Source organism: Baekduia alba (assembly GCF_028416635.1).
Lineage (GTDB): Bacteria > Actinomycetota > Thermoleophilia > Solirubrobacterales > Solirubrobacteraceae > Baekduia > Baekduia alba.
On the sequence record NZ_CP114013.1, the window covers coordinates 4220158 to 4246202 of the forward strand.

Annotated in this window: 29 protein-coding genes and 1 tRNA gene; 24 read left to right on the top strand and 6 right to left on the bottom strand. The window is 71.4% G+C overall.

Annotated features, from left to right (window positions below; genetic code table 11):
• Positions 1–156: 156 nt before the first annotated feature.
• The 4 genes from DSM104299_RS21110 to DSM104299_RS29585 all read left to right on the top strand — a co-directional run bounded on the left by DSM104299_RS21110 (position 157) and on the right by DSM104299_RS29585 (position 6247).
• Positions 157–3546 (top strand): AHH domain-containing protein, encoded by a 3390-nt coding sequence (locus DSM104299_RS21110; protein ID WP_272473634.1) that lies wholly within the window; start codon positions 157–159, stop codon positions 3544–3546.
• Positions 3547–3555: 9 nt separating this feature from the next.
• On the top strand, positions 3556–4773 hold the full coding sequence (locus DSM104299_RS21115) for a hypothetical protein (protein ID WP_272473635.1): 1218 nt from the start codon (positions 3556–3558) through the stop codon (positions 4771–4773).
• Positions 4774–5323: 550 nt separating this feature from the next.
• The gene (locus tag DSM104299_RS21120) at positions 5324–5623 is read left to right on the top strand and encodes a transposase (protein ID WP_272473636.1); all 300 of its coding nucleotides are present in this window, start codon (positions 5324–5326) and stop codon (positions 5621–5623) included.
• Between the two features lie 381 nt (positions 5624–6004).
• Complete coding sequence (locus DSM104299_RS29585) at positions 6005–6247, top strand: integrase core domain-containing protein (protein WP_432419752.1); 243 nt, start codon at positions 6005–6007, stop codon at positions 6245–6247.
• On the opposite strand, the gene DSM104299_RS29590 is transcribed toward DSM104299_RS29585, so the two are convergent.
• Together DSM104299_RS29590 and DSM104299_RS21130 are read right to left on the bottom strand one after the other, a co-directional pair.
• A complete protein-coding gene (locus DSM104299_RS29590; protein ID WP_432419797.1) occupies positions 6141–6749 on the bottom strand; it encodes a hypothetical protein in 609 nt (202 codons plus the stop codon). The two genes, DSM104299_RS29585 and DSM104299_RS29590, sit on opposite strands and share 107 nt — an antisense overlap.
• 174 nt (positions 6750–6923) lie before the next feature.
• Positions 6924–6997, bottom strand: a tRNA-Arg gene (locus tag DSM104299_RS21130).
• Positions 6998–7046: 49 nt separating this feature from the next.
• On the opposite strand from DSM104299_RS21130, the gene DSM104299_RS21135 reads away from it, so the two are divergent.
• Together DSM104299_RS21135 and DSM104299_RS21140 are read left to right on the top strand one after the other, a co-directional pair.
• Positions 7047–7721: an aminoacyl-tRNA hydrolase gene (locus DSM104299_RS21135; RefSeq protein ID WP_272473637.1), complete on the top strand. Its 675-nt coding sequence runs from the start codon at positions 7047–7049 to the stop codon at positions 7719–7721.
• Between the two features lie 10 nt (positions 7722–7731).
• The gene (locus DSM104299_RS21140) at positions 7732–8103 is read left to right on the top strand and encodes a DUF1330 domain-containing protein (RefSeq protein ID WP_272473638.1); all 372 of its coding nucleotides are present in this window, start codon (positions 7732–7734) and stop codon (positions 8101–8103) included.
• Here DSM104299_RS21140 and DSM104299_RS21145 read toward each other — a convergent pair.
• Positions 8090–8470: a GtrA family protein gene (locus DSM104299_RS21145; RefSeq protein ID WP_272473639.1), complete on the bottom strand. Its 381-nt coding sequence runs from the start codon at positions 8468–8470 to the stop codon at positions 8090–8092. The two genes, DSM104299_RS21140 and DSM104299_RS21145, sit on opposite strands and share 14 nt — an antisense overlap.
• Before the next feature lie 57 nt (positions 8471–8527).
• Between DSM104299_RS21145 and DSM104299_RS21150 the strand changes: the two genes are divergently transcribed.
• Positions 8528–9511, top strand: coding sequence for a phytanoyl-CoA dioxygenase family protein (locus DSM104299_RS21150; protein WP_272473640.1), 984 nt, complete (start codon positions 8528–8530; stop codon positions 9509–9511).
• 137 nt (positions 9512–9648) lie between these two features.
• Here the strand turns inward: DSM104299_RS21150 and DSM104299_RS21155 are convergent, their stop codons facing one another.
• On the bottom strand, positions 9649–10116 hold the full coding sequence (locus tag DSM104299_RS21155) for a winged helix-turn-helix transcriptional regulator (protein WP_272473641.1): 468 nt from the start codon (positions 10114–10116) through the stop codon (positions 9649–9651).
• Between the two features lie 61 nt (positions 10117–10177).
• Between DSM104299_RS21155 and DSM104299_RS21160 the strand changes: the two genes are divergently transcribed.
• From DSM104299_RS21160 to DSM104299_RS21180, 5 genes are all read left to right on the top strand, one after another.
• Positions 10178–11110 carry an alpha/beta hydrolase gene (locus tag DSM104299_RS21160; RefSeq protein ID WP_272473642.1) on the top strand — a complete coding sequence of 311 codons (933 nt, stop codon included), beginning with the start codon at positions 10178–10180 and terminating at the stop codon, positions 11108–11110.
• Between the two features lie 261 nt (positions 11111–11371).
• On the top strand, positions 11372–11845 hold the full coding sequence (locus tag DSM104299_RS21165; RefSeq protein ID WP_272473643.1) for an FCD domain-containing protein: 474 nt from the start codon (positions 11372–11374) through the stop codon (positions 11843–11845).
• Positions 11846–11859: 14 nt separating this feature from the next.
• Positions 11860–12528, top strand: coding sequence for a response regulator transcription factor (locus DSM104299_RS21170; RefSeq protein WP_272473644.1), 669 nt, complete (start codon positions 11860–11862; stop codon positions 12526–12528).
• Complete coding sequence (locus DSM104299_RS21175) at positions 12525–13895, top strand: sensor histidine kinase (protein ID WP_272473645.1); 1371 nt, start codon at positions 12525–12527, stop codon at positions 13893–13895. Before DSM104299_RS21170 ends, DSM104299_RS21175 begins: the two co-directional genes overlap by 4 nt.
• A 10-nt stretch (positions 13896–13905) precedes the next feature.
• Complete coding sequence (locus tag DSM104299_RS21180; RefSeq protein WP_272473646.1) at positions 13906–15099, top strand: hypothetical protein; 1194 nt, start codon at positions 13906–13908, stop codon at positions 15097–15099.
• Between the two features lie 228 nt (positions 15100–15327).
• Here the strand turns inward: DSM104299_RS21180 and DSM104299_RS21185 are convergent, their stop codons facing one another.
• The gene (locus DSM104299_RS21185) at positions 15328–15945 is read right to left on the bottom strand and encodes a zinc ribbon domain-containing protein (RefSeq protein ID WP_272473647.1); all 618 of its coding nucleotides are present in this window, start codon (positions 15943–15945) and stop codon (positions 15328–15330) included.
• A gap of 481 nt (positions 15946–16426) precedes the next feature.
• Between DSM104299_RS21185 and DSM104299_RS21190 the strand changes: the two genes are divergently transcribed.
• From DSM104299_RS21190 to DSM104299_RS21245, 12 genes are all read left to right on the top strand, one after another.
• Positions 16427–16783, top strand: coding sequence for a hypothetical protein (locus DSM104299_RS21190; RefSeq protein WP_272473648.1), 357 nt, complete (start codon positions 16427–16429; stop codon positions 16781–16783).
• Positions 16783–16989, top strand: coding sequence for a hypothetical protein (locus DSM104299_RS21195; protein WP_272473649.1), 207 nt, complete (start codon positions 16783–16785; stop codon positions 16987–16989). Before DSM104299_RS21190 ends, DSM104299_RS21195 begins: the two co-directional genes overlap by 1 nt.
• Before the next feature lie 313 nt (positions 16990–17302).
• Positions 17303–18286 carry a phage tail protein gene (locus DSM104299_RS21200; protein WP_272473650.1) on the top strand — a complete coding sequence of 328 codons (984 nt, stop codon included), beginning with the start codon at positions 17303–17305 and terminating at the stop codon, positions 18284–18286.
• 31 nt (positions 18287–18317) lie between these two features.
• Positions 18318–18791: a hypothetical protein gene (locus tag DSM104299_RS21205; protein ID WP_272473651.1), complete on the top strand. Its 474-nt coding sequence runs from the start codon at positions 18318–18320 to the stop codon at positions 18789–18791.
• Between the two features lie 5 nt (positions 18792–18796).
• Complete coding sequence (locus DSM104299_RS21210) at positions 18797–19141, top strand: hypothetical protein (protein WP_272473652.1); 345 nt, start codon at positions 18797–18799, stop codon at positions 19139–19141.
• Complete coding sequence (locus tag DSM104299_RS21215; RefSeq protein WP_272473653.1) at positions 19138–19857, top strand: hypothetical protein; 720 nt, start codon at positions 19138–19140, stop codon at positions 19855–19857. The genes DSM104299_RS21210 and DSM104299_RS21215 overlap by 4 nt, the downstream gene beginning before the upstream one ends.
• Positions 19854–20357: a hypothetical protein gene (locus tag DSM104299_RS21220; protein WP_272473654.1), complete on the top strand. Its 504-nt coding sequence runs from the start codon at positions 19854–19856 to the stop codon at positions 20355–20357. The genes DSM104299_RS21215 and DSM104299_RS21220 overlap by 4 nt, the downstream gene beginning before the upstream one ends.
• Positions 20354–20734: a hypothetical protein gene (locus DSM104299_RS21225; protein WP_272473655.1), complete on the top strand. Its 381-nt coding sequence runs from the start codon at positions 20354–20356 to the stop codon at positions 20732–20734. Before DSM104299_RS21220 ends, DSM104299_RS21225 begins: the two co-directional genes overlap by 4 nt.
• Before the next feature lie 78 nt (positions 20735–20812).
• A complete protein-coding gene (locus tag DSM104299_RS21230) occupies positions 20813–21124 on the top strand; it encodes a hypothetical protein (protein ID WP_272473656.1) in 312 nt (103 codons plus the stop codon).
• 11 nt (positions 21125–21135) lie between these two features.
• Positions 21136–21537, top strand: coding sequence for a hypothetical protein (locus DSM104299_RS21235; RefSeq protein WP_272473657.1), 402 nt, complete (start codon positions 21136–21138; stop codon positions 21535–21537).
• Positions 21534–21815, top strand: coding sequence for a hypothetical protein (locus DSM104299_RS21240; RefSeq protein WP_272473658.1), 282 nt, complete (start codon positions 21534–21536; stop codon positions 21813–21815). Before DSM104299_RS21235 ends, DSM104299_RS21240 begins: the two co-directional genes overlap by 4 nt.
• A 3-nt stretch (positions 21816–21818) precedes the next feature.
• On the top strand, positions 21819–25862 hold the full coding sequence (locus tag DSM104299_RS21245; RefSeq protein WP_272473659.1) for a lysozyme family protein: 4044 nt from the start codon (positions 21819–21821) through the stop codon (positions 25860–25862).
• Here DSM104299_RS21245 and DSM104299_RS21250 read toward each other — a convergent pair.
• Positions 25859–26026 carry a hypothetical protein gene (locus DSM104299_RS21250; protein ID WP_272473660.1) on the bottom strand — a complete coding sequence of 56 codons (168 nt, stop codon included), beginning with the start codon at positions 26024–26026 and terminating at the stop codon, positions 25859–25861. The two genes, DSM104299_RS21245 and DSM104299_RS21250, sit on opposite strands and share 4 nt — an antisense overlap.
• Between the last annotated feature and the right edge of the window lie 19 nt (positions 26027–26045).

The window sequence follows — 26045 nt, forward strand, 5'->3', positions numbered from 1 at the left end:
CAACCGATGTTTGTGCAGACGAGAACACCGTGTCCTTTCGATCAATGACAATCGCCACACTTTGTTTCCCACATCGCTTGCGAGTTCTGTGTGTATGATGCCGCCGCGCGCTGTGCCGTGGGGGCCTTCGCGTCTGCTTTCGATACGGAGATCAAGATGAGCATCAAGCTGTTCGGCCGTTGCTGGGCGTTGGCGGTGTCGGCGGTCGTGGTCGGACTGATCGCCGCTGCCTCGTCGGGCGCGTCGTCGGTTTCGGGGTCGCCGTGGGATGTGCCGGCACCGCCGACGCCTGATCCATCGACGTGGGTGCATGATCCGGTGTGGCAGCGAGCCCAGGCGGAGATGGAGGCGCAGCGAGCAGCCCAAGCCCAGGACGTGGTGTCGTCGGCGACCAGCGGTGCTGATGCGCAGTCAGCTTCGGCTTTTGGTGATCTGTCGCGACCGGAGTCCCAGGATCTGGCCCAGCAGTCGTTTCCCGATCTGATGCTGGCGTCGGCGGATGCGTTGGGCTTGCCGGCGGGTGCCCGTGTGACGTCGTTCGTTAGTCCGACCGAGGCGCGCGTCGAAGACGAGCACGGCAAGGGCCTGCTGTTGCAGAGCACCGAGCCGTTTGCGACCAAGGACGACTCGGGCGCGCTGACGAAGGTGGATCTGTCCTTGGCACCCCAAAATGGTGCGCTGGTGCCCGACAACCCGGTCGTTGACGTCACGCTGCCCGATAGCGCGACCGATCCGTTGACGCTGCCCGACACCGGTCTGTCAATCGCGTTGGCCGGTGGATCGAACGTGACGGGTGACGTTGAGCACGATCGTGTCTTCTACGGCGACGTTTCGACCGATACCGATTACATCACCACACCCACGCGTCAGGGCGCGCAGCTGATGTGGCAGTTGCGTTCCGCGCTGGCGACCGAGACACCCAGCCTCGATCTCGACCTGCCGGCGGGTCACCACGCGCGGTTGACGTCGGTGCTGACGGGGGCGCTGTCGGCGCAGGAGAACCCGTCGGTGGAGATCGTCGATGACACCGGCACGGTGGTGAACACCATCCAGGCGCCGGTCGCGATGGACGCCGACCAGCAGCCGGTGCCTGCGCGGTACCGGCTGGACGGTGATCGGCTTTCTGTCGAGGTGCCCCACCGCGAGCAGCAGGTCAAGTACCCCGTGTTGGTCGATCCGGAGGTCCGCAACGTCTGGGGCGGTGCGGACTGGGACAACTTCGGCACCGGCCCCAGCCAGAACCAGGCGGGCATGTGGTCGCTGGACAGGACCGGGGGCAACTTCGGCGTCGGCTACCAGTGGCAGCCTTACAACGCGACCTATGCCGGGCGCGGTCTGTTTATGGAGACGATGCCCGGGTTCACCTACTGGGCGGGCGCGGCGGCCTGGTTCAAGTGGGCCGTGCCGGGCTACGTGAACATCTCAAGCGTCTGGTTCGACGGCCTCTATCACCAAAACGGCGGCGCCGACCATCTGTTTGCCGGCATCACGGGCCCCTATGGCTGGGAGACCGTCTACAACATCTGGGGCGACACCAACTACGACCAGAGCACCCAGAATCCCAATCCGGCCTGGGAGCTGGCCACCGCGGTCATCGGCGTGTGGGTCGACTCGAACGCCTACCACTCCCTACCGGGCTGGTCGGGTGTGCGGGGCGTGAGCATCCTGCTCGGCGACACCCGCCCACCCGAAGCCAACCTCGTCAACTACATCGTCAACGGCCAACCCCAAGGCGGCACGTCGACGGTCCACAACCCTGCTCAGACGCCTGACGGGCGAGCGTGGTACGACTTCCCGTGGCGACGCAGCGACGACTCGGTCACCGCGACCGCCTGGGACAGCGATCCCGGCCTAGGCACGACCAAGCTCGGCATCTTCGACCAGGACAACAACTGGGTCGGCACCCCCTGGCAGTCCTCCTGCATCGGCCACCGCTCATCCCCCTGCCCCGGAGCCGTGCAGAAGGACATCCCCTTCGCCATGGGCACCAACCAGCTACGCGGCATCCACAACCTGCGCACCACGGCCTTCGACGCCGTCGGCAACATCGGCTACGGCGCCACCTTCACCATGCGCGTCGACGCCGACAACCCCTATGTCGAGGTGAGCGGGGACCTTCCCAGCCACTCCACGGACGGCACCCTGGGCTACGAGCCAACCCTGAACGTCTACGCCGAGGACGACGCCATGTCGAGCATCGGCGGCCACTACCACCAAAGCGGCGTCAAGAAGGTCGACGTGTACTACACCGACCCATCCGGCGGTGTGCATCACCCGATGACGCTCTCTGCACCGGGCGGGTGCGCCGACGACTGCGACGTCTCGTTTCCCAACGTCAAGCTGCCGATCACGACCCCCGGCCACTACGGGCTTAACGTCGTCGCGACCGACAACACCAACCACTCGGGAAGTCGCACGCTCGCCTTCGACGTCCGCTACGACACGAGTTGGGCCTACGGTCACGAGAATCACGCCATCGACACCCTCGACGAGATGGACGCCGTCGGACAGGCGCTGGCAACCAGCAGCAACTACCAGACCATCTGGAACGGCCTCGCGACCAGCGACAAGAACGTGATGATGGGCGGAAGCGACGCCTCCTTCGCCTCTTGGGTAGGCCGGATCGACACCACGGCACCCTCGGCGCCGTACGACCTCGACGTGCAGGACTACGACGCATCGACGCACACGGCCTCGATCACTTGGACCGAAGGCGAGGACTCTGATCTGTCTTCGACGTTGAGCGGATCGACGACAGAGGAGGGCAAGGCTTCGTATCGCTTCAAGCGCGCGGGCGGCGACTGGTCCTCATGGCGCTCGACCACCGATGCGAGCTTCGAACTCGGATCGCTGAACCCGACCGACAACCTCAGCGTCCAGGTCACCGACTACGACCGCGCCGGAAACCAATCCGCGAGCCTGTCGGACGCCGTCACAATCCCGACAGGACCGAAGGCCAGCGCCTCGATCGCCTTCGCGATCCCGATTCTTGCCTGCGTCGAATGGTGCCCAGCGATCGTTGCCGGCGTCGGCGCGATCACGGCCAGCACCGTCTGGACGGTCAACCATCAAGACTTCGGCGCCAAGCACTGGCCCTCGAGCCGCGACATCGCCATCACCCGAATGGACGACAACGACCAGTCGTTCGAGGATTGGGAAGCAGAAAAGCTGCAGCACCGTGACCGACTTGGCCGCCAGGGCGAGCTCGACGAAGAGCCTGATGAACGATCCGAGGTGAGTCCGCACCACGTCGTCGCAGTAGGGGCGAAGGCTGCCTCATACGCACGCTACATCATGTGGAAGTGCGGACTCGATCCCAACAATTGGTTCGACAACGGCGTGTGGTTGCCGCGCAACATCCACAAGAAGATGCACACAAAGGCCTACTACCAAGACATCAACGACATGCTGAAGAAGTACCATCCGACGTTCGGCTCGGATCCCTGCGGGCTGAATTCAGGTGGCATCGACCTCTCGTCGAACGGGTTGCGCGCGGCGATGCGAGACATCAAGCGGTATCTCAAGGACAACTACACCCCGCGGTAGGCCTCGACTATGGCTGTATCAACTCCAGATTGGGAGGACCTCGATCGCCGCGTCGATGCCTTGGTCGCCGCGGCGGAAGGGGCGGTCGTGCGCTGGGTGTGGGCGCGTGACCGCGCGGATTGGGAGACGCCGTTCGAGCTGTGGGAGCAGCGCTGTGGACGCAACCCGGTCACAAGCGCATCCAAGGGAACCCCTGACCCTGTGGCGTCGGTCCGTTACGGCTATGACGAGGACGACCGGATCGTTCTCGCTCGGCGCTTCACGCGCGAACGCAAGGACCCGGTGCCGCGCAGCGAGATGGTGTGGATCGCCGAGGCTGACGGTGCTCCGGCGCTGCTCGAGATCGAGCATCGATGGAGACCATATCCTCAGCATTTGGCGTTCGTGCGCCTCGTTATCGTCCCCGAGCCCCCGGACCGTGACAGAGCTCCGGATGCGGTGACGACGTTCTGGCGGCCGGGCCGCGGGATCGTCTGGAAGCGAGAGCGCTATGACCGCGGCGAGGGTGGACGGGTCGAGCGCATCACGAGCACAAGCAGATACGACGAAAGCGATCTGTCGGGTGCGCACGAGCGCGAGCTGGAGTACCTCGTGACCTACGACGAGCTCGGGGCCATGGAGCACATCACGAGCCGGCTTGTGGCCGACACCTCGAGCGACCGAGGCCCGACCCAGGCGTCGGTTCAGTGGGTGCGGTCCACGGCGGCGGCCGTCCGCGACGCGGAGGCGTTCCTGGCTCGCGAGCTTCCGGTCCGGGTCATCGACTGGGTGCGCCGGAACGATCCGAAGCTCCCCGTCTACGCCCTCGCCCTGCTCTACGACGCCGAGGACGTCGCGATCTGGACGCCTTCGCTGGCGCTGGCGACCGTCCAACACCTCCAGCAGATCGACACCCAGAACGACGCTGCGCGCGTCGACCTGGTCTGGAACCCCGCGACGTTCCCCGTCTTCGAGGCCGAGCCGGCGGAGCTCGCCTCACCCGAGTTGCTCGCCGCCTTCCGAATCACCGGACAGGCGTGGGGCGATCGCTCCACGAAGAAGATCACCGCCTTGCTCAAGAAGGTGGCCACGGACATCCGTGAGCCTGTCCGTGAGGTTCTGGTCGAACCGATGGACGGCTTCGCCGTCTACGCGGCCGAGCTCGAGGATGACTTTGAGAAAGTGACCAAGTCGGCCTTCGGCGCCAAGGCACAACGCGCGATCATGAATCGGTGCCGGCGCTCTTAGCCCCGGACTGAAGATCCGCTGATCCCCACCACGTTTCTAGACGAGCCCGCACTTTTTCGTGGGTCCTATCGGTTGTCGCAGCCGGAGTGTCCGCGACGCTGGGCTGTCGCGTTCACGCGAACGCAGAAGTCGCTCCTAGGGCGTCCAGACGGTGAAGCCGGGGATCGGCGTGCTAGAGATGACGGCGACGCTAGCCCGCGCACGGTTGTCGCGACGTACAGCAGGCAGGCTGTCTTCGTTGCGAGCGCGGTCTGCTTGATGAGGAACTTGCTCATCGCGCCGGCCGGCCATAGGAGGACGTGATCGGCCTCCTGGAGTTCCCCGTTGGCGGGCATCTGGATCTACCCTGATTTCTTGGAGTCGGGATTCTGAGGTCAGGCGGCTTTGTTGTTGGTGATGTAGATGTTCTCGTATTCGGTGGGGGTGAGCATCCCTGGCGTGGACTGTTTGCGTAGACAGTTCCTGTTCTCTGTTTTGAGCGCGTGAGTGTTCTGACTCGCGTCCGGTGCAGAGTCCAGGATCGGCCGCTCAACATCAACGGAGCATCGAGTTGAGCGAGACGAGGAAGTACCGGAAGTTCAGCGCCCAGCAGAAGACCGAGATCGTGCTGGCGTCGTTGCGCGGCCCCAAGACGATGGCCGAGCTCTGCCGCGAGCACGACATCGCCGACAGCCTGCTCAGGAAGTGGCGCGAGCAGTTCCTCGCGGCCGGCGCTGAGCGGTTGCAGGGCAAGGCCGAACGGACCGAGGCCGACGAGCTCAGGCGTCAGATCAGCCGCTTTGAGCGGGCGTTGGGGCGCAAGACGATGGAGGTCGAGATCGCGGGGGAACTCTTGCGGGGCTGGGAGTGAGACAGCGCGTCGCCCGGTCTCGCGATCTGGTCGCGCAAGGACGTCCTGCGGCGGTCGTCGCGCGGGTCGCTGGGATCAGTCGCCAGGCGATCTACCGACGCCCTGCCCGGACGCCGGCCGGGCAGCGCCGGCCACTTGATGATGTTGACCTTGCGGTTCTGCAGGTCGCCCGCGAGAACCCGACCGACGGCAGTCGGATGGTCGCCGCGATCGCCGCGATCTGCGGCTGGGCGATCGACGTTCGCTGCCGCGCCAGCGAGGCGTTGGCCGTCGTCGATGCCGCGGTCGCCGAGCGCGGGATCAGTCCAGGCACGCTGACGTTGGGGACCGACAACGACACCGCCTACACCTCCAGGCCGTTCCGGGCGCGGCTCTCAGAGCTTGGGATCGCCCATCGTCGCGCCGGCGAATCCCAGGCCTTCATCGAAGTCCTGGTTTTCCAAGCTCAAGCAGCGCTGCGTCTGGCGCGAAGAGTTCGAGACCCTCGACGAGGCCCGCACCAAGATCAACACCTACATCAACGACTACCACGACCGACCCCACTCAGGCCTCGGCTACAAGACCCCGGCGGCCGTCGCCGCCACCTGGCAGGATCCCATCGACCAGTCAATCCCAGCGGCCTAACCGACAACGCCGACGGGGTCCACGCCACGATGCGCTCCGCGGTGACGCGCCGCAGCCGCGTGCCAGCCTTGAACTCGGGCAGCAGGTGGGTGCGCGCGATGCCGCGGTAGCTGCGCAGCGTCGACGGCGCGAGCTGTTTCTCATCGGCGACGTAGGCCAGCCATGCCTCAACGGCGTCGGCAAACGTCTTCGAGCCGGCAGTCACCTTGACCGGCACGTCAGGCAGTCCTGCCACCACGGCACGCTGCTCGGCCAGCAGCACCTCCAACTCGGCTTGGGCCTCGCGCGGCGTGAGATGACCGTCAGGCTTGGGACCCGCCGGCGTGCGCCAGATGACCGCGCCCCGGGCAGTCTTGCGGCCGCTGTCCTTGGCCCACGCCGAGCCGAGGACCTTGCGGGTCCGGCCCCCGCCGGCCAGCCGGTACTCGGCCACCCAGACGCGGCCGAGGTGGCGAGACTCGACCGAGACGCGGCCAGTGATCGTCGTGCTGAGCTGCGCCATGAGCTTCAGCTCCCAGGGCGGCACGAACGCCGCGATGGCGCAGCTTCCTCGACGCCCTGCGACGCCCGAGCGGGACACACGGCCGGCCCACTGGAACACAGGAATGAAACACAAGAACGAACGATGACGTTCACTTCAACTCCGGATTTGGCTGTGGAAAGCCAAATCCGAAAGCACCCCCGGTTGGATTCGAACCAACGACCTGCGGATTAGAAGTCCGCTGCTCTATCCAGCTGAGCTACGGGGGCGGGTGCTCGAGAGAGCGTGAGGAGATCCTCGCAGGTAGCGTGGCGAAGGATGGAGGATCCGTATCGGATGTACCTCGTCGTGCGGCGGGGTGCGTTCGAGGAGCTGGAGACCGGGTGTGTGCTCGCCGGAGCGGCGGCGGTGGCGGCCGTCCGGCGGTTCGCGGACCACCCGGATTACGCCGAGGCGGTGGCGGCGTGGAAGGAGCGGCCGGGGAAGGTCGCGCTGCGCGCGAGGGGTGGGCAGTGGGATGACGTCCTCGGCGACGAACCGCACGCGCAGGCCGGCGATCTCGACGGCGCCGCCGTGCTGGCGCTCCCGCCGATGCGGCGCTCCGAGCGCAGCGAGCTGATCGCCAGGAAGCTCCAGGCCTTCGCCTCGACGCTCGCCGACCTCCCCGAGGTGGACGAGATCGACGCCGACGACACGCTCCTCACCTACGTCGTCAACCCGTCGATCACGATGTCGACCGGCAAGACCATGGCCCAGGTCGCGCACGCCGCGACCATGTCCTCCTACACGGGCGACGTGGAGCCCTGGATCCAGGCCGGCTGCCCCGCCCGCGCGGTCAAGCCGAAGGCCAAGGCCCTCTTCGACGCGCTGTGCGCCGACACCGACGCGACGCGCCTCTCCGCCAAGGTCGAGGACGCCGGCCTGACCGAGGTCCCGCCCGGCACGATCACGGTCCTGGCGATCCCACCCGCGCGGCCCACGCCGCCCGCGTAGGCTCCGCGCCATGCCTCCCGTCGACCCCACCGGCCACGACCTCAAGCGGTTCCTCGCCGAGGACGACGGCGGCCCCGTCACGATGCTGAACCTCCTCAAGTTCACGCCGGACGGCGGGCGCGACTCCTACAACAAGTACGCCACGGCGATCCTCCCGTTCCTCGAGAAGGTCGGCGGCACCGTCGTCCACTTCGGCGAGACCGCCACGCCGCTCGTCGCGCCGCCCACCGACACGCCGTGGGACGCCGTGCTGCTCGTCCGCTACCCCTCGCGCCAGGCCTTCTCCGCCATGGTCGCCGACCCCGAGTACCAGCACATCACGCACCTGCGCACCGAGGCGCTCGACGCGGCGGTCCTGCAGCCGACGGTCACGCCCGGCTGAACACCCAGCGCCGGCCGATCACGTACGTGACGACCGGCGTCACCGGCAGCAGCACGGCCTGCGCGAGGATCGAGCCGACGCCGAACCCGTCGACCAGGACCGCGAGCAGCGCCAGGTTCAACCCCGTCGCCCCGCCCTGCGCCGCCAGCCACGACAGCCAGCCGCGCACGGTCGGCGACGCGCCCTTGAACGTCCAGTGCTCGTGCAGCCAGTAGCCGATCGACGCGCTCACCAGGAACGCCACGACCGCCGCCACCAGGTACGGCACGCCGAGGAGCACCAGCGCGGTGTAGCCGCCGAAGTACGTGGCGGCGTTGAAGCCACCGACCAGCCCGAAGCGCAAGAGCTCGCGAAAGCGTCCGTCCACGGCCCAAGGTGTATCGGTTCGCGACGCGCGACCGCCCGCTCACTAGATTGTCGGGAGATGGACCCCCTCCAGCCCGACGGCCACGTGGTGCTCGAGCAGGCGGCGCCCGCCGACGCGCTGGCGGACTACCCGGCGCAGCGCGCGGCCGCGCTGGACGGCCTGCTGGCCCGCCGGCCGCACGCCGAGCACGTCGAGCTCGCCACGCAGCTGGCCCCCGACGAGCCCGCCGCCGCGGCCGACCCCTACGCCATCGTCGACGCCGCCCGCGCGCTGCTGCTCTCGCCGCCGCTCGTCGCGCTCCTGACCGCGCGCTTCGACGGCGACCCGCCGCTGCTCTTCGACGCCGCCGAGACCGCGGCCGGCGCGCCCGACGACGGCCCCTACCGCGACGCCACGTTCACCGCCCTCGCCGATCGCCCGGAGACGCTCGTCACGATCGCCGTCGCGCTCGGCCCGGACGACGCGACCTTCACCTTCCACCCCGGCTCGCAGGCGATCGCGACCACCGCGTTCTCCGGCCGCCACCGCGCGTTCAACCCCGAGCGCGACGGCGACGCCGCCCTCCAGCGCCACCGCGACCAGCTCGCCGCCGCTCTCGGCGACGACGCGCCGACCGACACCATCACCTTGCATCCGGGCGACGTCGTCGCCTGGTCGGCCGACCTCGTCCACCTCCCCGTCGCGGGCGCCGCGCTCGTCGCGCACCTCTGCCCCACCACGGTCCAGCCCGCGTGGTTCGCCTACCGCCCGGAGCGCGCCCTCCACGCCGTGATCGCCGACGGCGCCGCCTGGCTGACGTCCCAGCACTACGACCTGGTCGACGCCGTCGCGCCCGAGCCCGACGCCGAGCCCACCGACGTCGAGGACGCCGAGCAGATCGAGCGCGTCGGCGAGGCCCTGCGCGAGCACGACGAGGACCTCGCGATCGAGCCCGGCCCCATCCCGGAGCCGACACCGCCCTCCCCCGCAGCCGCCCGCCGCCCGGGCGGCCTCGTCGACTCCGTTCGCGGCCTGCTCAGCCGCCGCGGTCGCGGCCGCTAGAGCGCCTCGGTCAGGTCCGCCGCCCGCACCGTCCCCGGCCGGGCCTGCAGCTCCCGCGCGCCCGCGGCCAGCCGCACATCCCCTATGACAACGCCGACGACGACCTCGTCGCGACCCTGGTCGACGTGACCGATGCCCTAGCCCGCTCCCGCGCGCACGCGCGCGTCGATGTCGCGACCCGTCAGCGGCTCATGGCAGTGCGAGCACGCGAGGTAGGGATCGGCCGGCGCGCCGCAGGACCGGTGGACGAGCTCGAGGGCGAGCACGTCCTCCTGGTCGGCCCGCAGGTGCTGGTCGGCCCACCGCATCAGGCCGATGATCACCGGATAGAGGTCCAGCGCGCGATCGGTCAGCCGGTACTCGTACCAGTCGGGATCGGTGCGGTAGCGGACGCGCTCGAACATCCCGTCGGCCACGAGCTGGCGCAGGCGGTCGGCCAGGACGTTGCGGGCGATGCCGAGGTTGCGCTGCATCTGTCCGTAGCGGCGGACGCCGAAGAACGCCTCGCGCAGGATCAGGAACGTCCAGCGGTCGCTCAGGACGTCCATGGCGAGCTCGACCGCGTCGCGCGGCGGCTGGGTCGGCGTGTGGTTCCCCTTGGGCAACTGGTTCGTGACCTCGCGTGGATCGTGGGGACAACTGGTTTTCCTGCGCAACCATACGCCGATGGACCCCACCCAGCGACAGAAGCTCCGCTTCCCCAGCGGCGACACGACCTGCGCCGCCTGGCACTACGCCGGCACCAACGGCGCCTGCGTCGTCATGGCGGGCGGCACCGGCGTGACCAAGGAGCCGGGCACCGACCGGTTCGCCCAGCGCTTCCACGAGGCCGGCTTCAGCGTGCTGGCCATCGACTTCCGCCGTCTCGGCGAGAGCGGCGGCACGCCGCGCCAGGTCGTCCGCATCGGCGAGCAGCTCGCCGACCTCCAGGCGGCGATCGCCCACGCCCGGACGCTGCCCGAGGTGGATCCCGCGCGCGTCGCGCTCTGGGGCTTCTCGCTCGCGGGCGGCCACGTGTTCCGCGCCGCGGCCGCGGATCCCGACCTGGCGGCTGCCATCGCCCAGGCGCCGCTGGCCGACGGCCAGGCCGCCGCGCCCAACGCCCTGCGCCACATGACGCCCGGCGCGGCCCTGCGCCTCCACTACCTCGCCGTGCGCGACGTCGTCGGCCGCCGCCTCGGCCGCGCGCCCGTCCTGATCCCGCTCGCCGGCCCGCGCGGGACGGTCGCGTCGCTCACCACGCCCGACGGCGCCAAGGGCGCGGCGGCGCTCAACCCGGACAACCAGTACCCGGCGTGGGAGCAGACCGTCGCGGCCGGCTCGGCACTGCGCATGGCCTTCTACCGGCCGGGCCGCGCCGCGGCGCGCGTCCGCTGCCCACTGCTGGTCCTCGCCTACGAGGACGACCAGAGCGCGCTGCCCGGCCCGGCGGTCCGCGCGGGCGAGCGCGCGCCTCGGGGCGAGGTCCGGCGCCTGCCCGGCGACCACTACGCGCCGTTCATGGAGGGCTACGAGCAGGCCGTCGAGCTGCAACTGGCGTTCCTGCGTCGCCAGCTCGTCGCCGCCGCGCCCGCGCCCCCGATCACGGCGGTGGCGTGACGCGCGGCGCGCCGAGCACCTCGCAGCCCGTCTCGGTGATCGCGACCGTCGCCTCGAGGCGCACGCCACCGACCTCGGGGACGTAGCTGCCGCGCTGTCGGGCAGGAGCGACCGGCGCTTGCTTCCCGGCGGCTGCCTCTGGTCGGCGAACCTCGCCGCGTTCGACAGCCGGACGCGGTCGCCGGGCTGGTGGCCGCGCCCCGTTGTCTCCGCGCTGACGACGTCACGGTTCTCTCACGATTCGCGCCTAGGTTCGCCGTCGTGAGCCATGCACCGACAGCGCACCTGGACGTCGACGAGCTCTGCGAGCTGCGGCCGACCGCGCAGATCCTCGAGCGTCTCGCGCTGCAGGACGGCGCGGACCTCGACGCCGCCGCGATCGACCGCCTGCGGACCGCGAACCGCCGGCTGGGCCAGGCGGCCGGGGACCCGGACGAGGCCGTCATCGCCGACCACCGCGTGCGCTCCCTGCTGACCGAGCGCTGCCCCGACCGCCGGCTGCTGACGCTGCTGGCCGAGGTGCGCGTCGCGCTGCTGCCGTACCGGCGCGCGGGGTTGGCGCCGGCCGCGCGCGTCCTGGCCCGCTGCGCCGAGCACCACGGGATCATCGACGCCGTCGAGCGGGGCGAGCACCGCCGCGCCGGCCGGCTGCTGGCCGAGTCCACGGCCCGCGAGCTGGGCGGGCTGGCCGAGGCGCTCGCCGCCGGGCGCCCGCCGGCCTTCGCGCCGTCGTGAACAATGGAGGCCAGATGCACGGTCCTTCCGTCCTCCTGGTCGACGACGACGCGTCGATCCGCCGCATGCTCGAGCGGACGCTCGTGGCCGACGGGTACGCGGTCGTCGCCGTCGCCGACGGCGGCGCGGCGCTCGCCGCCGTCGAGCGCTCGCTGCCCGACGTCGTCGTGCTCGACGTCGCGATGCCCGGCCTGGACGGGCTCGCCGTCACCCGGCGCCTGCGCGCCAAGGCGCTGACCGTCCCGATCCTCTTGCTGACCGCGCGCGACGCGCTGGAGGATCGCGTCGCGGGGCTGGACGCCGGTGCCGACGACTACCTCGTCAAGCCCTTCGAGGCCGAGGAGCTGACGGCGCGCCTGCGCGCGCTGCTGCGGCGCAACCGGCCGCCGGGCGAGGCCCTGGCCTTCGCCGACCTGCGGCTGGATCCCGAGACGGCCGTCGCGCATCGCGGCACCGGCGAGGTCGCGCTCACCCGCCGCGAGGCCGAGCTCCTGGCGCTGCTCATGCGCAACAGCCGCACGGTCGTCACGCGGCAGACGGCGCTCGAGCACGTGTGGGGCGGAGAGGACGAGGCGACGCCCAACGTCGTCGACCGCTACGTCGCCTACCTGCGCCGCAAGCTCGGGGACCCGCCGCTGATCCACACGGTGCGCGGCCTCGGCTTCCGGCTCGACGTGCCGTGAGGCCGATCGCCCTGCGCGCGCGTGTCGCGGCGGCCGCCGCCGCCGCGATCGTCCTGGCCGTCGCGCTGCTGGGCGTCCTGGTCGTCGCGCGGCTGGACCGGCAGCTCGATCGCGCGATGGACCGCGGGCTGCGGGCGCGCGCGGTCGACGTCGCGCGGCTGTCAGCGTCGACGCCGAAGCTGCTGACGATGCCCGGCGCGCTGGAAGGGCGGCTCTCCGGCAGCACGTTGTACGTGCAGGTCGTCGACCGGCGCGGGCGCCTGGTGTCACGCTCGGGCGCGCTGGGCTCACGGGTCCTGCCGCAGGCGCCCGCGGTCCGGCGGGCGCTCGTCGGGCGGACGGCGAGCTACGGCGACGCGGTCCTGGGCAGCGAGCCGGTCCGCCTGTACGCGGCGCCGCTCGGCGCGACGGGCGGCGGCGCGGCCGCGGGCGGCGTGGTGATCGTCGCGGGGACCACGGCCGAGAACGCGGACACGCTGCGCGGCACGCGGCGGATCGTGCTGCTCGGCGGCGCCGCCGCGGCGCTGCTCGCCGCGGCGCTCGGGACGCTGCTGACCGGCCGCGCGCTGCGACCGCTGCGCCGCCTGTCGGCCGACGCGCGCGACGTGGAGCGGACCGGCGACGTGGCGCGGCGCCTGACGACGCCCGACACCGCCGACGAGGTCGGCGACCTCGCACGCACGCTCAACGCGATGCTCGCGTCGCTGGAACGCGCGCGCGAGGCGGAGCGGCGCTTCGTCGGCGACGCCTCGCACGAGCTGCGCACGCCGATGACCGCGCTGCGCGGCAACGCCGCCTACGTCGCACGCCACGGCCCCGAGCCCGAGGCCATGGCCGACATCGAGCGCGACGTCGCGCGGCTCGGCGCGCTCCTCGACGACCTGCTGGCGCTCGCCCGCGAGGACGCGGCGGCGCCCGCGATCGGCGAGCCCGTCGACCTGCTGGCCGTCGCCCGCGTTGCGGTCGCCGCCGACCCCGAGGGCCGCGCCACCGTGGTGGCCGCCGGCGACGGGCCGGTCCTCGTCGCGGCCGAGGGCCACGCCCTGGAGCGCGCCGCGATCAACCTGGTGCACAACGCCCGCAAGCACGGACCGGCCGGCGGGGCGATCACCGTGGAGGTCGGTGCCGCCAACGGCCACGCGCGCCTGTCGGTCGCCGACGAGGGCCCCGGCCTCGGTCCCGGCGACGCCGACCACGCCTTCGACCGCTTCTGGCGCGGGCCGGGGGCCGGCGGCGACGGCTCCGGTCTGGGGCTGGCGATCGTGCGCGTGATCGCCGAGCGCCACGGAGGCCGCGTGCGGGTCGACGGGCCGCGGTTCACGATCGAGCTGCCGACGTCTCACGGAACCCTCAAGGATCGTCCGTAGAACACCGTCCATGACCCCGCTCTCCCCCCTCCTCCGCGCACGCAAGACCTACGCCGTGATCGGCGCGGTCGGCGTGCTGGCCGTGACCGCCGGCATCGCGCAGGCGACGCGCGACGACGGCGGCCCCAAGCCCCCGGAGCGCCCGCTGGCGCTCGCCGTCGTGGACGCCGCCGCGCACGCGCCGAAGATCAAAGGCGTCAGCGCCCGGATCCACTTCACCAACAACCTGATCCCGCCGGGGTCGCTGCCCGCGGGCGGGAAGTCGCCGCTGGCCGCCGGCGCCGACGGGAAGCTGTGGCTCGCCCACGACGGCCGCTTCAAGGTCGACCTCACCAGCGCCGACGGCGACGCGCAGATCACCTCCGACGGGCACCGGATGACGATCTACGACAGCACGTCCAACACGCGGTACGCGTTCCCGACGCCGGCCGGCATCACCGGCGGCGCGGGTGCGGGCGCAGGGGTCGCGGGGGCCGCGCCCACGGCTGGGATGCTGGCGAAGCTCGGCCCGCTCCTGGAGCAGGTCAACGTCTCGGAGGCCAAGCCGGGCACGACCGCGGGCCGGCCGAGCTACACGGTGCGCGTCTCGCCGAAGGACGACGGCGGCCTGCTCGGGGCCGGCGAGCTGACGTGGGACGCCGAGCAGGGCATGCCGCTGCGGGCGGCGGTCTACGCCCAGGGCAAGGACGACCCGGTGCTCGAGCTCGCCGTGACCGAGGTCGCCTACGGGCCGGTCGACGACGCGCAGCTCGCCGCCACCCCGCACCCGGACGCCAAGGCGGTCGACCTCGACCAGGCGGCCGCCGACGACGGCGCGCAGACCTCCGGCCACGGCCGGCTCGGCGCCGCGGCCGACACCGCCGACGTCCAGTCCCACCTGCGCTTCCCCCTCGCCGCGCCGGCCGAGCTGGCCGGCCTGCCGCGCGCCTCGGTGCGCCTGGCCGACGACGGCGCGCACAGCGGCGCCGTCCTCACCTACGGCAAGGGCCTCGGCGCGATCGTCGTGTTCGAGCAGCCCAAGCCCCAGAACGCGCCGCTGGACGGACTGCCGCTGCCCGAGGTCAACATCGACGGCGCCACGGGCAAGGAGCTGCCCACGGCGCTCGGCACCGTGGTCACCTTCGAGCGCGACGGCGTGTCCTACCTCATCGCCGGCCTCGTCCCACCGGTCGCGGCCGAGAACGCGGCCCGCGAGCTGCGCTGAGCGCGGAAGGGCCTCGATCGGGACGGCCGGATTCGAACCGGCGACCCCCTGCTCCCAAAGCGAGCCGCCGCGCGCGGGAATGGGTCGGATCTTCCGGTGAACACGGGAGATTCGACCCGTTCACGACGCCGCTCGATGTGCCCGGATGACGTTCGATTCCCGTGGATACGGCCACCGATCGGGCACTCGTCGCGTGACCTCAGCCCGAGCGCTAGTCCGTCCTAACGATTATGCGGTGACGACGGGCGTCCCGTCGAAGCGGTGGCCGCAGTAGCGGCACACGCGCGCGGCGCCCTGCACGGTCTCGACGCAGTCCGGGCACCGCTTCGTCGCCTCATCGTCGGCGACGTCCTGATCGGCGATGTCGATCGCCGTGCTCCCGCGGCGCATGATCCACCCGCCGATGAGTGTGAGGATCCCGCCGGCGCCGGCGACGTAGAGCGCGATCGCGGCATCTGCTCTGATCGATGCGGTCGAGTAGTCGGTCGCTCCGGTGGTCGGGTCGACGCTGACGAGCGTGAAGAGGCTGTCGTTCTGGCCATGCACGATCGCCGCAGCGAGGATCAGGCCGCCGAGGACGAAGACGCCCCACCTCGCGCGGTGCGACGAGTGGTAGCGGTACGTCGCGGCGAGCACGCCGATCGCGAGCGCGACGTACACGAACGCGGCGCCGCTGTTGCCCTGCGCGAGCGTGTTGCCCTTCACGCCCGCCGGGAATGCAGAAGTGTCGGCGAGAGGCAGGAAGATCGCGACGATGGCCATCGCGGCGCCGAGGAGCGCGAGACCGATCCCGACGGGGTTGACGGCGACAAGCGCGGGCGCCGAGTCCTTGGCGGTGCGTGACATGGCGCGCATCTTGAACGCGCAACGCTCCGACGTCTAGAGCGATCGTTCAGTCTTGACCGCCTCGGTGTCCGCTGACCGCTGCCCGTGACGGACGCGTGAAGCTGTGGCGCTTTGTGTACGCGGCACATCACGATGTCGTGCCTGTGTTACCGATGGTCACGTCCGCGACAGGTGCCGTCTCCTAACTCTGAGACGGCCCGTTGTTGATGTTATACCCTCGGAAACGCCTGTGGCACAAAGGCTTACGCGTCGATGTACCTTCAGAATTTCCGTCTGAGACCTTGGATGAGTGACACCGAATGTCCGAGATCGCCCGAGACCCCTCACCAGCCGCGAGCGCGCGGCGCGTGACACCGAGATCTTCGCGGCGTGCGCCCGAGGTCGGCCGCGGGCCGAGGTCGCAGCGCAGCACGGCCTGACGGTCCGCCAGGTCCAGCGCATCCTCGCCGGGTGCCGGCGCGATGGTCTCGGCGCCGAGTGGGTGGACCCGGTCGAAGAGGTGCGGGCCGTCCTCGAGCTTCACGCTCAGGCCGTCGCCGACCTCGCGAAGATCGAGGAGAACCCGGACAACAACGCGGCACACATCGGCGCCACGCGCCTCAAGCTCGAGAGCGCCGTGCGTCGCCTCGAGCTGATGCGTGACCTCGGCTTGCTGCCGAACCACCTGCGGACCCTGCGGGCGGGCGATGAGATGTCGATGCTGTTCCAGCACTTCGCCGACGTGCTGATCAGGCACAAGGCCAGCGACGAGATGCTCAAGGAACTCGAGGGCCTCGCGAGCCGGGCCGCCGCCGTCAGCGCACCCATCGCGCTCGTGCGTCGCATGGAGGCGGCGTGATGCGGTCGCGTGAGGGCGATCTCGCCGACGACCTGGCCGACTTGCTGCTGCGGATCTTCCGTGAGCAAGGGCCGGCCTCGGCGGCCTCGACGATGGACGACATCGCCGGCGTGCTCGCCGAGCACGGTGCGTCCTCGGACCTGACCGAGAAGGTCCGCCGACTCGGCGGTCGCGTGGCGGCCGTCGCCGTGCAGGGTGGGGCGTGATGCGGTCAGGCGGCGCCGCGGCGGCGAAGCTCGGCGACCGCGAACCGGTCGCCGGCGGCCGCGCGCTCGCGGAGCTGCTCGGCCGAGTAGGTCTCCGCCGCCCGGGCGCGCAGATCGATGCTGCCGGGTTCGCTGAGGCTGCCCTCGAGCTCGTCGCCCGGGACTCGCTCGAAGCACGCGTCAGCGAAGCGCTCGCGGCGCCACTGCGCCTGCTGCTCCGGGCTGGCGGGCTCCTCGGCGAGGTCGTCGGGCTCGGGCGTACGTCAACGCTACGGCGGCGCGCGGGCGCTGTCCAAGGGAGAAGTGAGCACCGATGAAGCACCGCAGTTTCGACCCCCTCGACCAGTTCCCTTCGAGCTGGCCGAACGCGATCCAGGAGTTCGTGTCCGGTCTCGGCGCCTTCCAGGTCCGGATCAAGCCCGGCGCCCCGGGCACGCTCCAGGTGCCAGCGGGCGCCGGTAACGATCAGGTCGCGATCCCGATCGAGGGCCGCTGGCGATACGTGACCGCCAACGTCGAGCGCGCCGGGAGCGGCGCGGCACGCGATGTCGACGTGTACGTGACGGCGACCGACAACGTGTTCACGGCGGGCTTCCCGGGTGAGGTCGACAGCACGGACTACTCGTTCGTGCTGGCGGTCGTGGACGCGGCGACCGTGCCGTCGGGTGTCGCGATCAAGCGCCGGGTCGCTCAGGCGCAGTGGAACGGGTCGGCGTTCACCGACGTCGCTCCGATCGTCGGGGGCCAGCTCACCGTGCCTGGCTCGTCAGGCGACATGAAGGTCACGGCGCGCGCGACGGCACCGCTTGGGTGGCTGATCGCCAACGGTGCGGCGGTGAGCCGGTCGACGTACTCGTCGCTGTTCGCGGCGATCGGCACTGCCTTCGGCGCCGGTGACGGCGCGACGACGTTCAACCTGCCCGACCTGCGCGGCCGCGTGCCGATGGGTGCCGGGACCGCGGCGGGCGCACACGGTGCGACGGCTCACGCCGTCGGCGTCGTCCTCGGCGAGGAGACGCACAGAATTACGTCCGCGGAGTCCGGTGTGAACGGCAACGGCACCACGGGCGATGACGCGCCTGACCATGTCCACGGGCTCGGCGGCACCGCGCTCCGAGACAGCGGCACGTTCCAGAACTGGCAGCTTCCTGCAGGCGCAGGACGCGAGATCGAGCAGTTCAGCTCGACTGGCGGCGCCTCGGCTCGCCATCGTCATCCGTTTGTCGCGCGCGACGCGGACGCCGACCACAACAACTTGCAGCCGTCCACGGTCGTGACGTGGCTGGTGAAGACGTGAGCTACGTGTGCACAGGAAGAGGTGAGCGCCGATGAGCGACGAGGAGGGACGCGACGACCGCGCCATGCTCGACGACCGCCGCGATCGCCGAACGGCTGGCGTGCGCGAAGCACTCGTGCCCGAGGGCTGGCGGAGCGACTACGTCGAGGTGATCGCGGCCCTGAAGGCCGCCGGCGGCGCCATCCCCTGGTCTCCGCACATAGGAAGTGCTGAGAACCTCGAGCAGCTCGAGATGCGGCTCGGGATCGACCAGCCGCTCGGCGCGCTGCGGTTCTTGTTGGCGTCGCAGCTCGCCGCCCGCGTCGTAGTCGACGGTCAGGAGTTGCTCGCCTTGACCGCCGAACCGTTCACGATCGTGGAGGCCCCCCTGCCACGCAAGGATGAGCAAGACGGTGCGTACGCTGAGCACCTCGCGTCGTTCGCGCGCCCGCGTCGCGCCACGCGTGACTCTGCCCCGGGGCGCGTCGTCGGCGCAGGCCAAGCCACAGCGGAAGATCGAGCGTGAGCGGCGTGTCCCCCACGCCCGCGGTGACCGGCGGCGTGACGCTGCTGCGCTCGCTGAACGGGCGTACGGCCCGCGTGCAGCGCTTGGACGGCACCGCAGGACGCCAGGCGGCGCGAGGCACGTTGTGGGTCTCGGAGGACAGCCATGCGCGCACTCACACCGGCGAGACGAAGTGGACCGTCACCCTGCGCCAGCCGCGGCGCGCGCTGCTCGGAGCGCCGGCGATCTCGTTCGGTGAGTCAGAGCTGATCGGGTGCGGTGCCGTACCAACGGCTGATGGGCTGGTCGTTGGGATCCAGACGTCGACCGGCGGACACCTGCGTGTCGTCGTTGGTGAGGCGATCGCATGACGCTCGGCGCGGGCGTGACGCTTGTCCTCGCGCGGCCGACCCCGACGCTGCCGGCCACTGTGCTGCAGCGCGACGCCGGCGCGTTCGCCGGGTGGCCGCTGTTCGAGCCGGAGACCGAGGCGCGGGCGGCTGCTCGACGGGGCATCCCGCGGCCGCCGAGCGACTTGCGCGGCGCCGTGCTCGAGTCCTGGTGGGACGGGGAGCGTGAGGCGGTGCTCGGCCGCGTCGCGGTGGTCGACGGCCTCGCGTCGCTGCTGGGTCGGCTGAAGACCGCGATCCGGCTGGAGCCGCATCTGTCGGCTGGTTCGCGGCGGGTCCTGAAGGGTGGGCGCAGGTTGGTGGAGTCCATCGCGCCGGATCCGGAGTCGGGCTGGCTGGCGGTCGTGACCGGGACGGGCGGCAGCGGATCGGCGCACCTCGCGCTGGTCGAGTGCTACACGGACAACAACGGAGAGAAGAGCGATATGTCGAAGATGACCTTGGCGGAAGCGTTGAGGCGTCCCGAGGTGGTCGACCATCTACGCGTCGAGCTCGGGCTGGCCGAGCCACGCACGGCGCCGGCTGCGCGGGAGCCGGAGCGCACCACTTCGGCGCGGCTGCTCGAGTCGATGATGCGGCCGGTCGAGGCGCCGCCGACGGAGAGCCCGTTCGTGGCGATGTGCAAGCGCCGCGGCCTGAACCCGGCGCACTTCGGCATGGGGGGTGGTGCTGCGTGAGCGTGCTGAAGCCGCTCGTGGATCGGCTCTACCCGGAGCGCGAGGAGTGGGGTCCGCTCGACGAGGCGCACGGGCGGAAGCTGTCGCCGGAGGAGCACGCCTCGCTGATCGCGGGCCGCGGGCTGCCGAAGCCACGCAGGCAGAGCCTCCGGATCACCGACATGTCGGGCGTCGTCGCCGGCCGAGAGGGCGTCTCCGACGAGGCCGTCGAGCTGTTCGGTCTGGCTCAGCGGCAGGGCGGCATGCTGCGCCTGACCGAGGACATCCGGTTCGCGGGCACGCGGACCCGGATGGACGACCTGCAGCGGCTGGTCGATGAGCTCGTGCACTTCCGACTCGTCGAGCGCGTCGAGGTCGAGCCAGCTGATCCTCGGGCTCTTCCGTCGCGTGACGGGATCCGTGTAGCAGAGTCGGTCGCGAACGTCGTGTTGTGGGCGAACGGCTGGAGCCGTTGGTCGGGTGCGAACGTCGGCGCGGTGCGGCGGCCGTCGAGCCGGTGACCGGAACGTCCGTCACGCCTGAGGGAGCCACGGAGGCCACCCTCCGCAGCCTCGCTGCTCTCCACGCACGACACGAGGCCGACGTCGCCAACCAGATGGTCGAGGGCCTGCGGATCGCCTGCCCCGACGAAGACGAGGACCGCATCAACGAGGCGTGCGACTGGCTGGCCGCGACCGACGTCCGGGCACAGAACTCGGCGGCGCGCCTGCGTCTACGCGAGCCGTTGTTGGAGGCCTTCTCGCAGCCGAACCCGAACCGGCGGCGACGCGACATCAACCGCCTGATCACGGAGGAGCGAGCGCGGCTTGACGCGCGCGCTGGCGTGGTGCTGCTCGAGCCAGCGCTGCAGATCCTCGAGGCCGCGCGGAGAGCTTGACCGATGCCGGCGCATCGCAGACGCCCACCGGTGCCGGAGCAGGTCTTCGCGGGCCTGCGCCGGTGCCGCGGTGAAGGTATGAGCTTCGCGGAGGCGTGGGCGGCCGTCGTCGAGACGGCCACCACGACCGATCGCCATCCGGTGCGTCTCCCCCACGCGACCGAGGAACGGCGCGGCTGGATCGAAGCGTTGAGCGCGACGCGCGCGGAGTGGGAGGCGTGCTGGCACGGCGAGCCAACAGCGGTGAGCCGGATGCTCGACGCGTTCGCCGATCTCGACGACCGCTCGACCCGGGCGATCCCGCGTGCTGACACTCCTGTCCGGCTTCACGTCGTGCTGCCGCCGGCCTCGATCAGCCGGGCGCTCCCGGCGGAGCGCCGCGCGGCGTGACCGGTCGAGCGATGCCCGATCGTCGAGCGGTCGTCCTCTCGGCGACGGCCAAGCGCCGCTACGCCGAGCGCGTCCGGCCGGACCTGTCGTTCGAGGAGGCGGCCGAGGATCTGCGCCGGCGTGCCCGTAGGGGCCGCATGTGGCGTCGCCGCCCAACGTGGCTGAAGTCGTTGGAGCGTCCGGACAACGGGGCCGGGTTCCTCCTGCTGGCCGACGAGCCGCAGGCCGTGTTGCCACTCGTGCGCAACGAGTCCGGCGACGTCGTCGCGACCACGGCGAAGCCGCGCCGGCCGCGGCCGGATCTGAACGGCCTCCGGTGCCCTGAACCTGAGGCGTCAGCGCTCGTGCGCGGCGCCGTGGCGGGGCGCCCCGCGAGTGGCGCGCTCGCAGATGATCGGAGCGGTGACACATGACGACGCTGAACGACACCGAAGCGGTGGCGGCGCTGATGGGGCTGCTGTCGCGGCGGGTGAACGTCAACGTCGGCGGTCCAGGCGACGAGGCGATGGTGCTGGGCTTCACCGGCACGCTCGGCGTGCTGGCGTCCGGGGACGATCAGCTCGTGCTCGGGCTCGACGCCGCTACAGGCGTCGTCGTGGTCCCGACGAGCGCCGCGGCGGTCGTCGGCGACGGCGAGATCGTGTTCGCGTTCAGCGGAGTGCGCGTCCGGATCTCCGAGCGGGAGGACTGAGCGATGCCCGCGACGATCGAGTCGAGCTTCGTCCTCCTCGACAGAGCATCGGGGCCCATCAAGCGCATCCGGCGCGAGCTCGTCGGGATGGAACGTGACGCGCGGAACGCGGGCACTGCGATGGACAACATCGCCGGCCCGAAGGCCGCCCGCGACCTCGAGGCTCTGGCACGCGAGACGCGCGGCGTCGACGGCGCCATCAAGGACCTGCGCCGTGACCTCGGCGTGGCCGGCAAGACGCTGTCGGTGTACGAGGGCCGCGTGAGCGGCGCCCGTCGCGAGACCGACCGGATGCGCGCGTCGACCGATCGGCTCGTGAAGAGCATGCGGACGCTTGGCACGATCGACGCTCGACCGCACGTCGAAGTTGATGGACTTGCTAGGGCCCGTGCAGATCTGGCCGCGTTCCGGCGCGAGCTCAACGCGATGAACCGGCTCGACGTCGGCCCGGGCCCCGGGTTCGGCGGCCGCGGCGGCTTCGGCAGTCGCGCCGGCGTCGGCCTGTCGGGAGGCAGCGGCGGCGCGTCGGCCTACGCGTCGGCGTCCGTGTTCGGTGGTGGCGCGGCGCGCGCGCTGGGCTTGGCGGCGGTCGCGGCGCTGCCGGCGGTGCAGTCCCTCGGCGGCGCGACGACGGCGCTGGGCGCCTCGCTGGCCGGCGCGGGCCTCGGCGCCGGCGCTGGCGCTCTCGCCGGCGGCGGAGCGCTCGCCGCCGGGGTCGGCGCACTCGCCGCGGTGGCGGCACCGGTGAAGAAGAACCTCGAGGCCGCGACGAAGGCCCAGCAGCAGTACACGACTGCGGTGCAGGACTTCGGCCGGAAGTCCAAGCAGGCGATCCGCGCGAAGCGGGACCTTGACCGCGTCATGGCCGGCGCGGCGCCGGGCACCGCGGGCTTCCTTACGCAGCGCTCGGGGTTCGGTCGCGACTGGAATCGGGCGTCGCGCGGTGCGCAGACCGATCTTCTCGGGCTCGGCACCGGGGCGATGCGCCGCGTCCGTCAGCGCGCGCTGCCGGGCCTTGGCGCGGACGCGGGGCTTGTGGCGTCGGCGGCGCGCACGCAGGGGCTCGCGCTGACCGACACGCTGACCGGGCCGGCGAGCCTCGGGATCATCAACTTGCTGTCGAAGTCGTTCGCGGGCAACCTCGACGAGGCCGGGCACACGGTCGAGAACATCGCGTTGACCTTGGGGCGGCTGGCGGTCGACGCTCAGCCGTTCTTCTCCGAGGGCATGGGCTGGGCAGAGGCGACGACCCGCGGGTGGCGCGAGAGCTCCAAGGACATCGGTCATGTCCGGCACGAGATGGCCGGCTACGTCGACGATCTCCGCGCGTGGGGCCACCTGACGGAGTCGGCGTTCGAGCTCGTGCGCGACATTGCCGCGCCCGGCCGACGGCCGGGTACGAGCATGGTCGGCGACCTCACCGAGCAGCTCGACCACTGGGACGACTGGGCGCAGCGCAACCCCGTGAGGATCGAGAGGTTCTTCGACGACTCGGTGAAGTCGACCGAGGACCTCGCCGGCGCGCTGGGCGAGGTCGCGAAGGACCTGCACGAGGTCGCCGACGTGTTGACGCCGGTGCTGTCGCGCTTCGCGGCGCTGGCCCAGATCGGCGGCGGGCTGGGCTTGCTGGCGCCGACGGCGATCCGCGTCGGGCTGGGCCGGCTCGCGGGCGGCGGAGGAGCGGGCGGCGCGGGTGCCGCGGCGTCCCGTGCGGCCGGAGGTGCTGCGGGTAGCGAGCTCGTCGCGGGCGCCGGCGCCGGCTACCTCGCGGCGCGCGGCGCGGGCGCGCTGTCGTGGAACCGAGCGGTCGCCACGCCCGAAGTCTTCGCAGCGCGGTACGGCAGCGTGCCCGGAGCGCGCTACGGGATGCCCGCGTCGTCGCTGGGCGCGCGGTCATCCGCGCTGTCACGGCTGCGAGGCCCCGCGGCGTCGGCGGGCCGGTTCGTCGCTCCGATCGTGGCTATCCAGGCGGCGTTGGGCGCGGCGCAGGATCCGGGCGGCGCGGGTCTTCTAGGCCGGTGGCGGGACATCACGTCGTCGATGTCGCTCGGCCTAGTCCCGAGCCAGGGCAAGCTCAACGACCGGTCCAACCGGCAGAACTTGGGCGCCCTGCAGGGCTACGTCGACGGCCTGCCGGACAACGAGAACACCTACGGCGGCGCCCGCCGCCAGATCGCGTCGCTGCGCGGCCTGCGCGGTCGCGTGCAGGCCGGTGGCGGCTCGGCTGACGTCCGCAACACGGTGACGCGTGCGATCGACGCCGAGATCGAGGCGCGGAAGGAGCTGCTGCCGTCGCTGCGCGCAGAGCGCGACGCACGCAGCCGCGATCGGGGCGCTTCGCAGGGCCAGAGCGTGGCCACGGCGTTCCGGTCTGACCTGCGTCACCTGGGGCCGGATAAGGCGTTCGGTCAGCTGCGGTCGAGCCTCCTGGGCGCCGGTGGGGTCGCCGACCGCAACTTCCCGGGCGGCCGGCAGCTTGCGCAGTCCGGGCTCGAGGCGGCGAGGGCCGCCGCCCAGGGCAACCCGGCGCTGCAGAAGGAGTACGACAAGCTCGCCAAGGGCGTCAGCGACCGCTTCGCCGACATGGGTCACAACGTCGTGCTCGCCAACGGGCACATCCTGTCGGCGACGCAGAAGGACTGGCCGCGGATCCGCGACGCGCTCGCCAAGCCCGCCGAGCAGGCGCGGCAGCGCGTAAGCGACGCGTTCAGCGCGATCCAGCTGCAGGCGATCGGCGCGCTGACCGACATGGGGTACTCGCCGTCGCAGGCTCGAAGCCTCGTGCGCGGCGCTGCGGGCAACGGCACCGCCAGCATCAGCCACGCCGTCTCGAACGCGAAGGCGACGAAGGCCTACAACACGTCGGCGGCATCGCCGGCGGCGCAGGCGTTCGGCCCCTCGCCCGGCAACCCGGCGAAGATCGGCGATGGTGTCGGCAGCGACCGGCCGACGCTGGCGAACACGACGGGCGGCGCCGGCCTGATGGGTGCCAACCCGAACCTCGGCGTCTACGCCGCGCTGGGCGCGAAGTACGGCGACCACGTGACCTCGGGGGCGCGCCCGGGCTCGAAGACGCTGAGCGGCAACGTCTCGTTCCACGACTCCGGTCACGCGATCGACATGGCTGGTGGCGATCTCCGCGGGCTGGCACGCGACCTGTACACCAACCACGGCTCCGGACTCGAGGAGCTCATCAGTCCGTTCCCGGAGTACAACCTCAAGAACGGCAAGCCGTTCAAGTACCCGTCGGCGATCGAGGCGCAGCACAGCGGCTCGAACGCTCATGTCCACGTCGCCGATGTCGACCCGGGCGGCGCCGGCGGGTTGTCGGCGTCGCTGAGCCTGGACACGACCGGGCCTGGGCTGATGACCGTCGCGCTGAAGGGGACGAAGTCCGGGATCGGCGGCGTGGCCGGCGCGCTGGCCGACGCCGCCTCGGGCGCCTACGCCGCGGGGCTGACGCAGAAGCTCAACGGCTCGCTCGGCGGCGGCGGCGGTGGCGCGGCGCTCGGCGGCGATCTGCCGTCGATGATCGCCGCCGCTGGCCTGCCGGCGATCTTCAACGCGATCGTGGGCGCGGAGTCCGGCGGCAACCCGCGCGCGCACAACGCGTCGGGGGCCGACGGCCTGACGCAGCTGCTCGGGCATCAGGATCTCGTCGAGCGTGCCGCGCTGATGCTCGGCCGCCCGGCCGACGTCTACGACCCGCTGGTCAACCTCGCCGCCGCGAAGCTCCTCTACGACCAGAACGGGCTCGCGCCGTGGACCGCCTCGCGGCCGGTGTGGGGCAAGGCGATGGGCGATGGCACGGGCATCGCGCGGCCACGGTTCACCGGCTCGTCGATCCCGGCTGGTCGCTTGCCGTCGGTGCGGCGCAAGGGCCACAACGCCGGCCCGCTGGTCGCGCCGGGCGCGGTCGTCATCCACGCCCACGGCGCCAACGCGGAGGAGATCGCCACGATGGTCGGTGCACACCTCAACGCCTTCGCCGATCTCGTTATGGACGAGATCCAGTTGGGCCACGAGGAAACCGAGGCGACGGCCTAGCGATTCGGAGCCCAGCCGAACGCGACGTCGGCGGTGTGCCCGTCCGGGATGGGCAGCTCGTCGTCGCGCAAGTACAGGCCGTTGCGTGCCGCAAGACACGTCGTGGCGGGATGGACGGCGGCGGTGGTACCCGAGAGCGGGCCGGCAAGGAAGACGACAGTCATAACCGAGAGGTTCACGCTG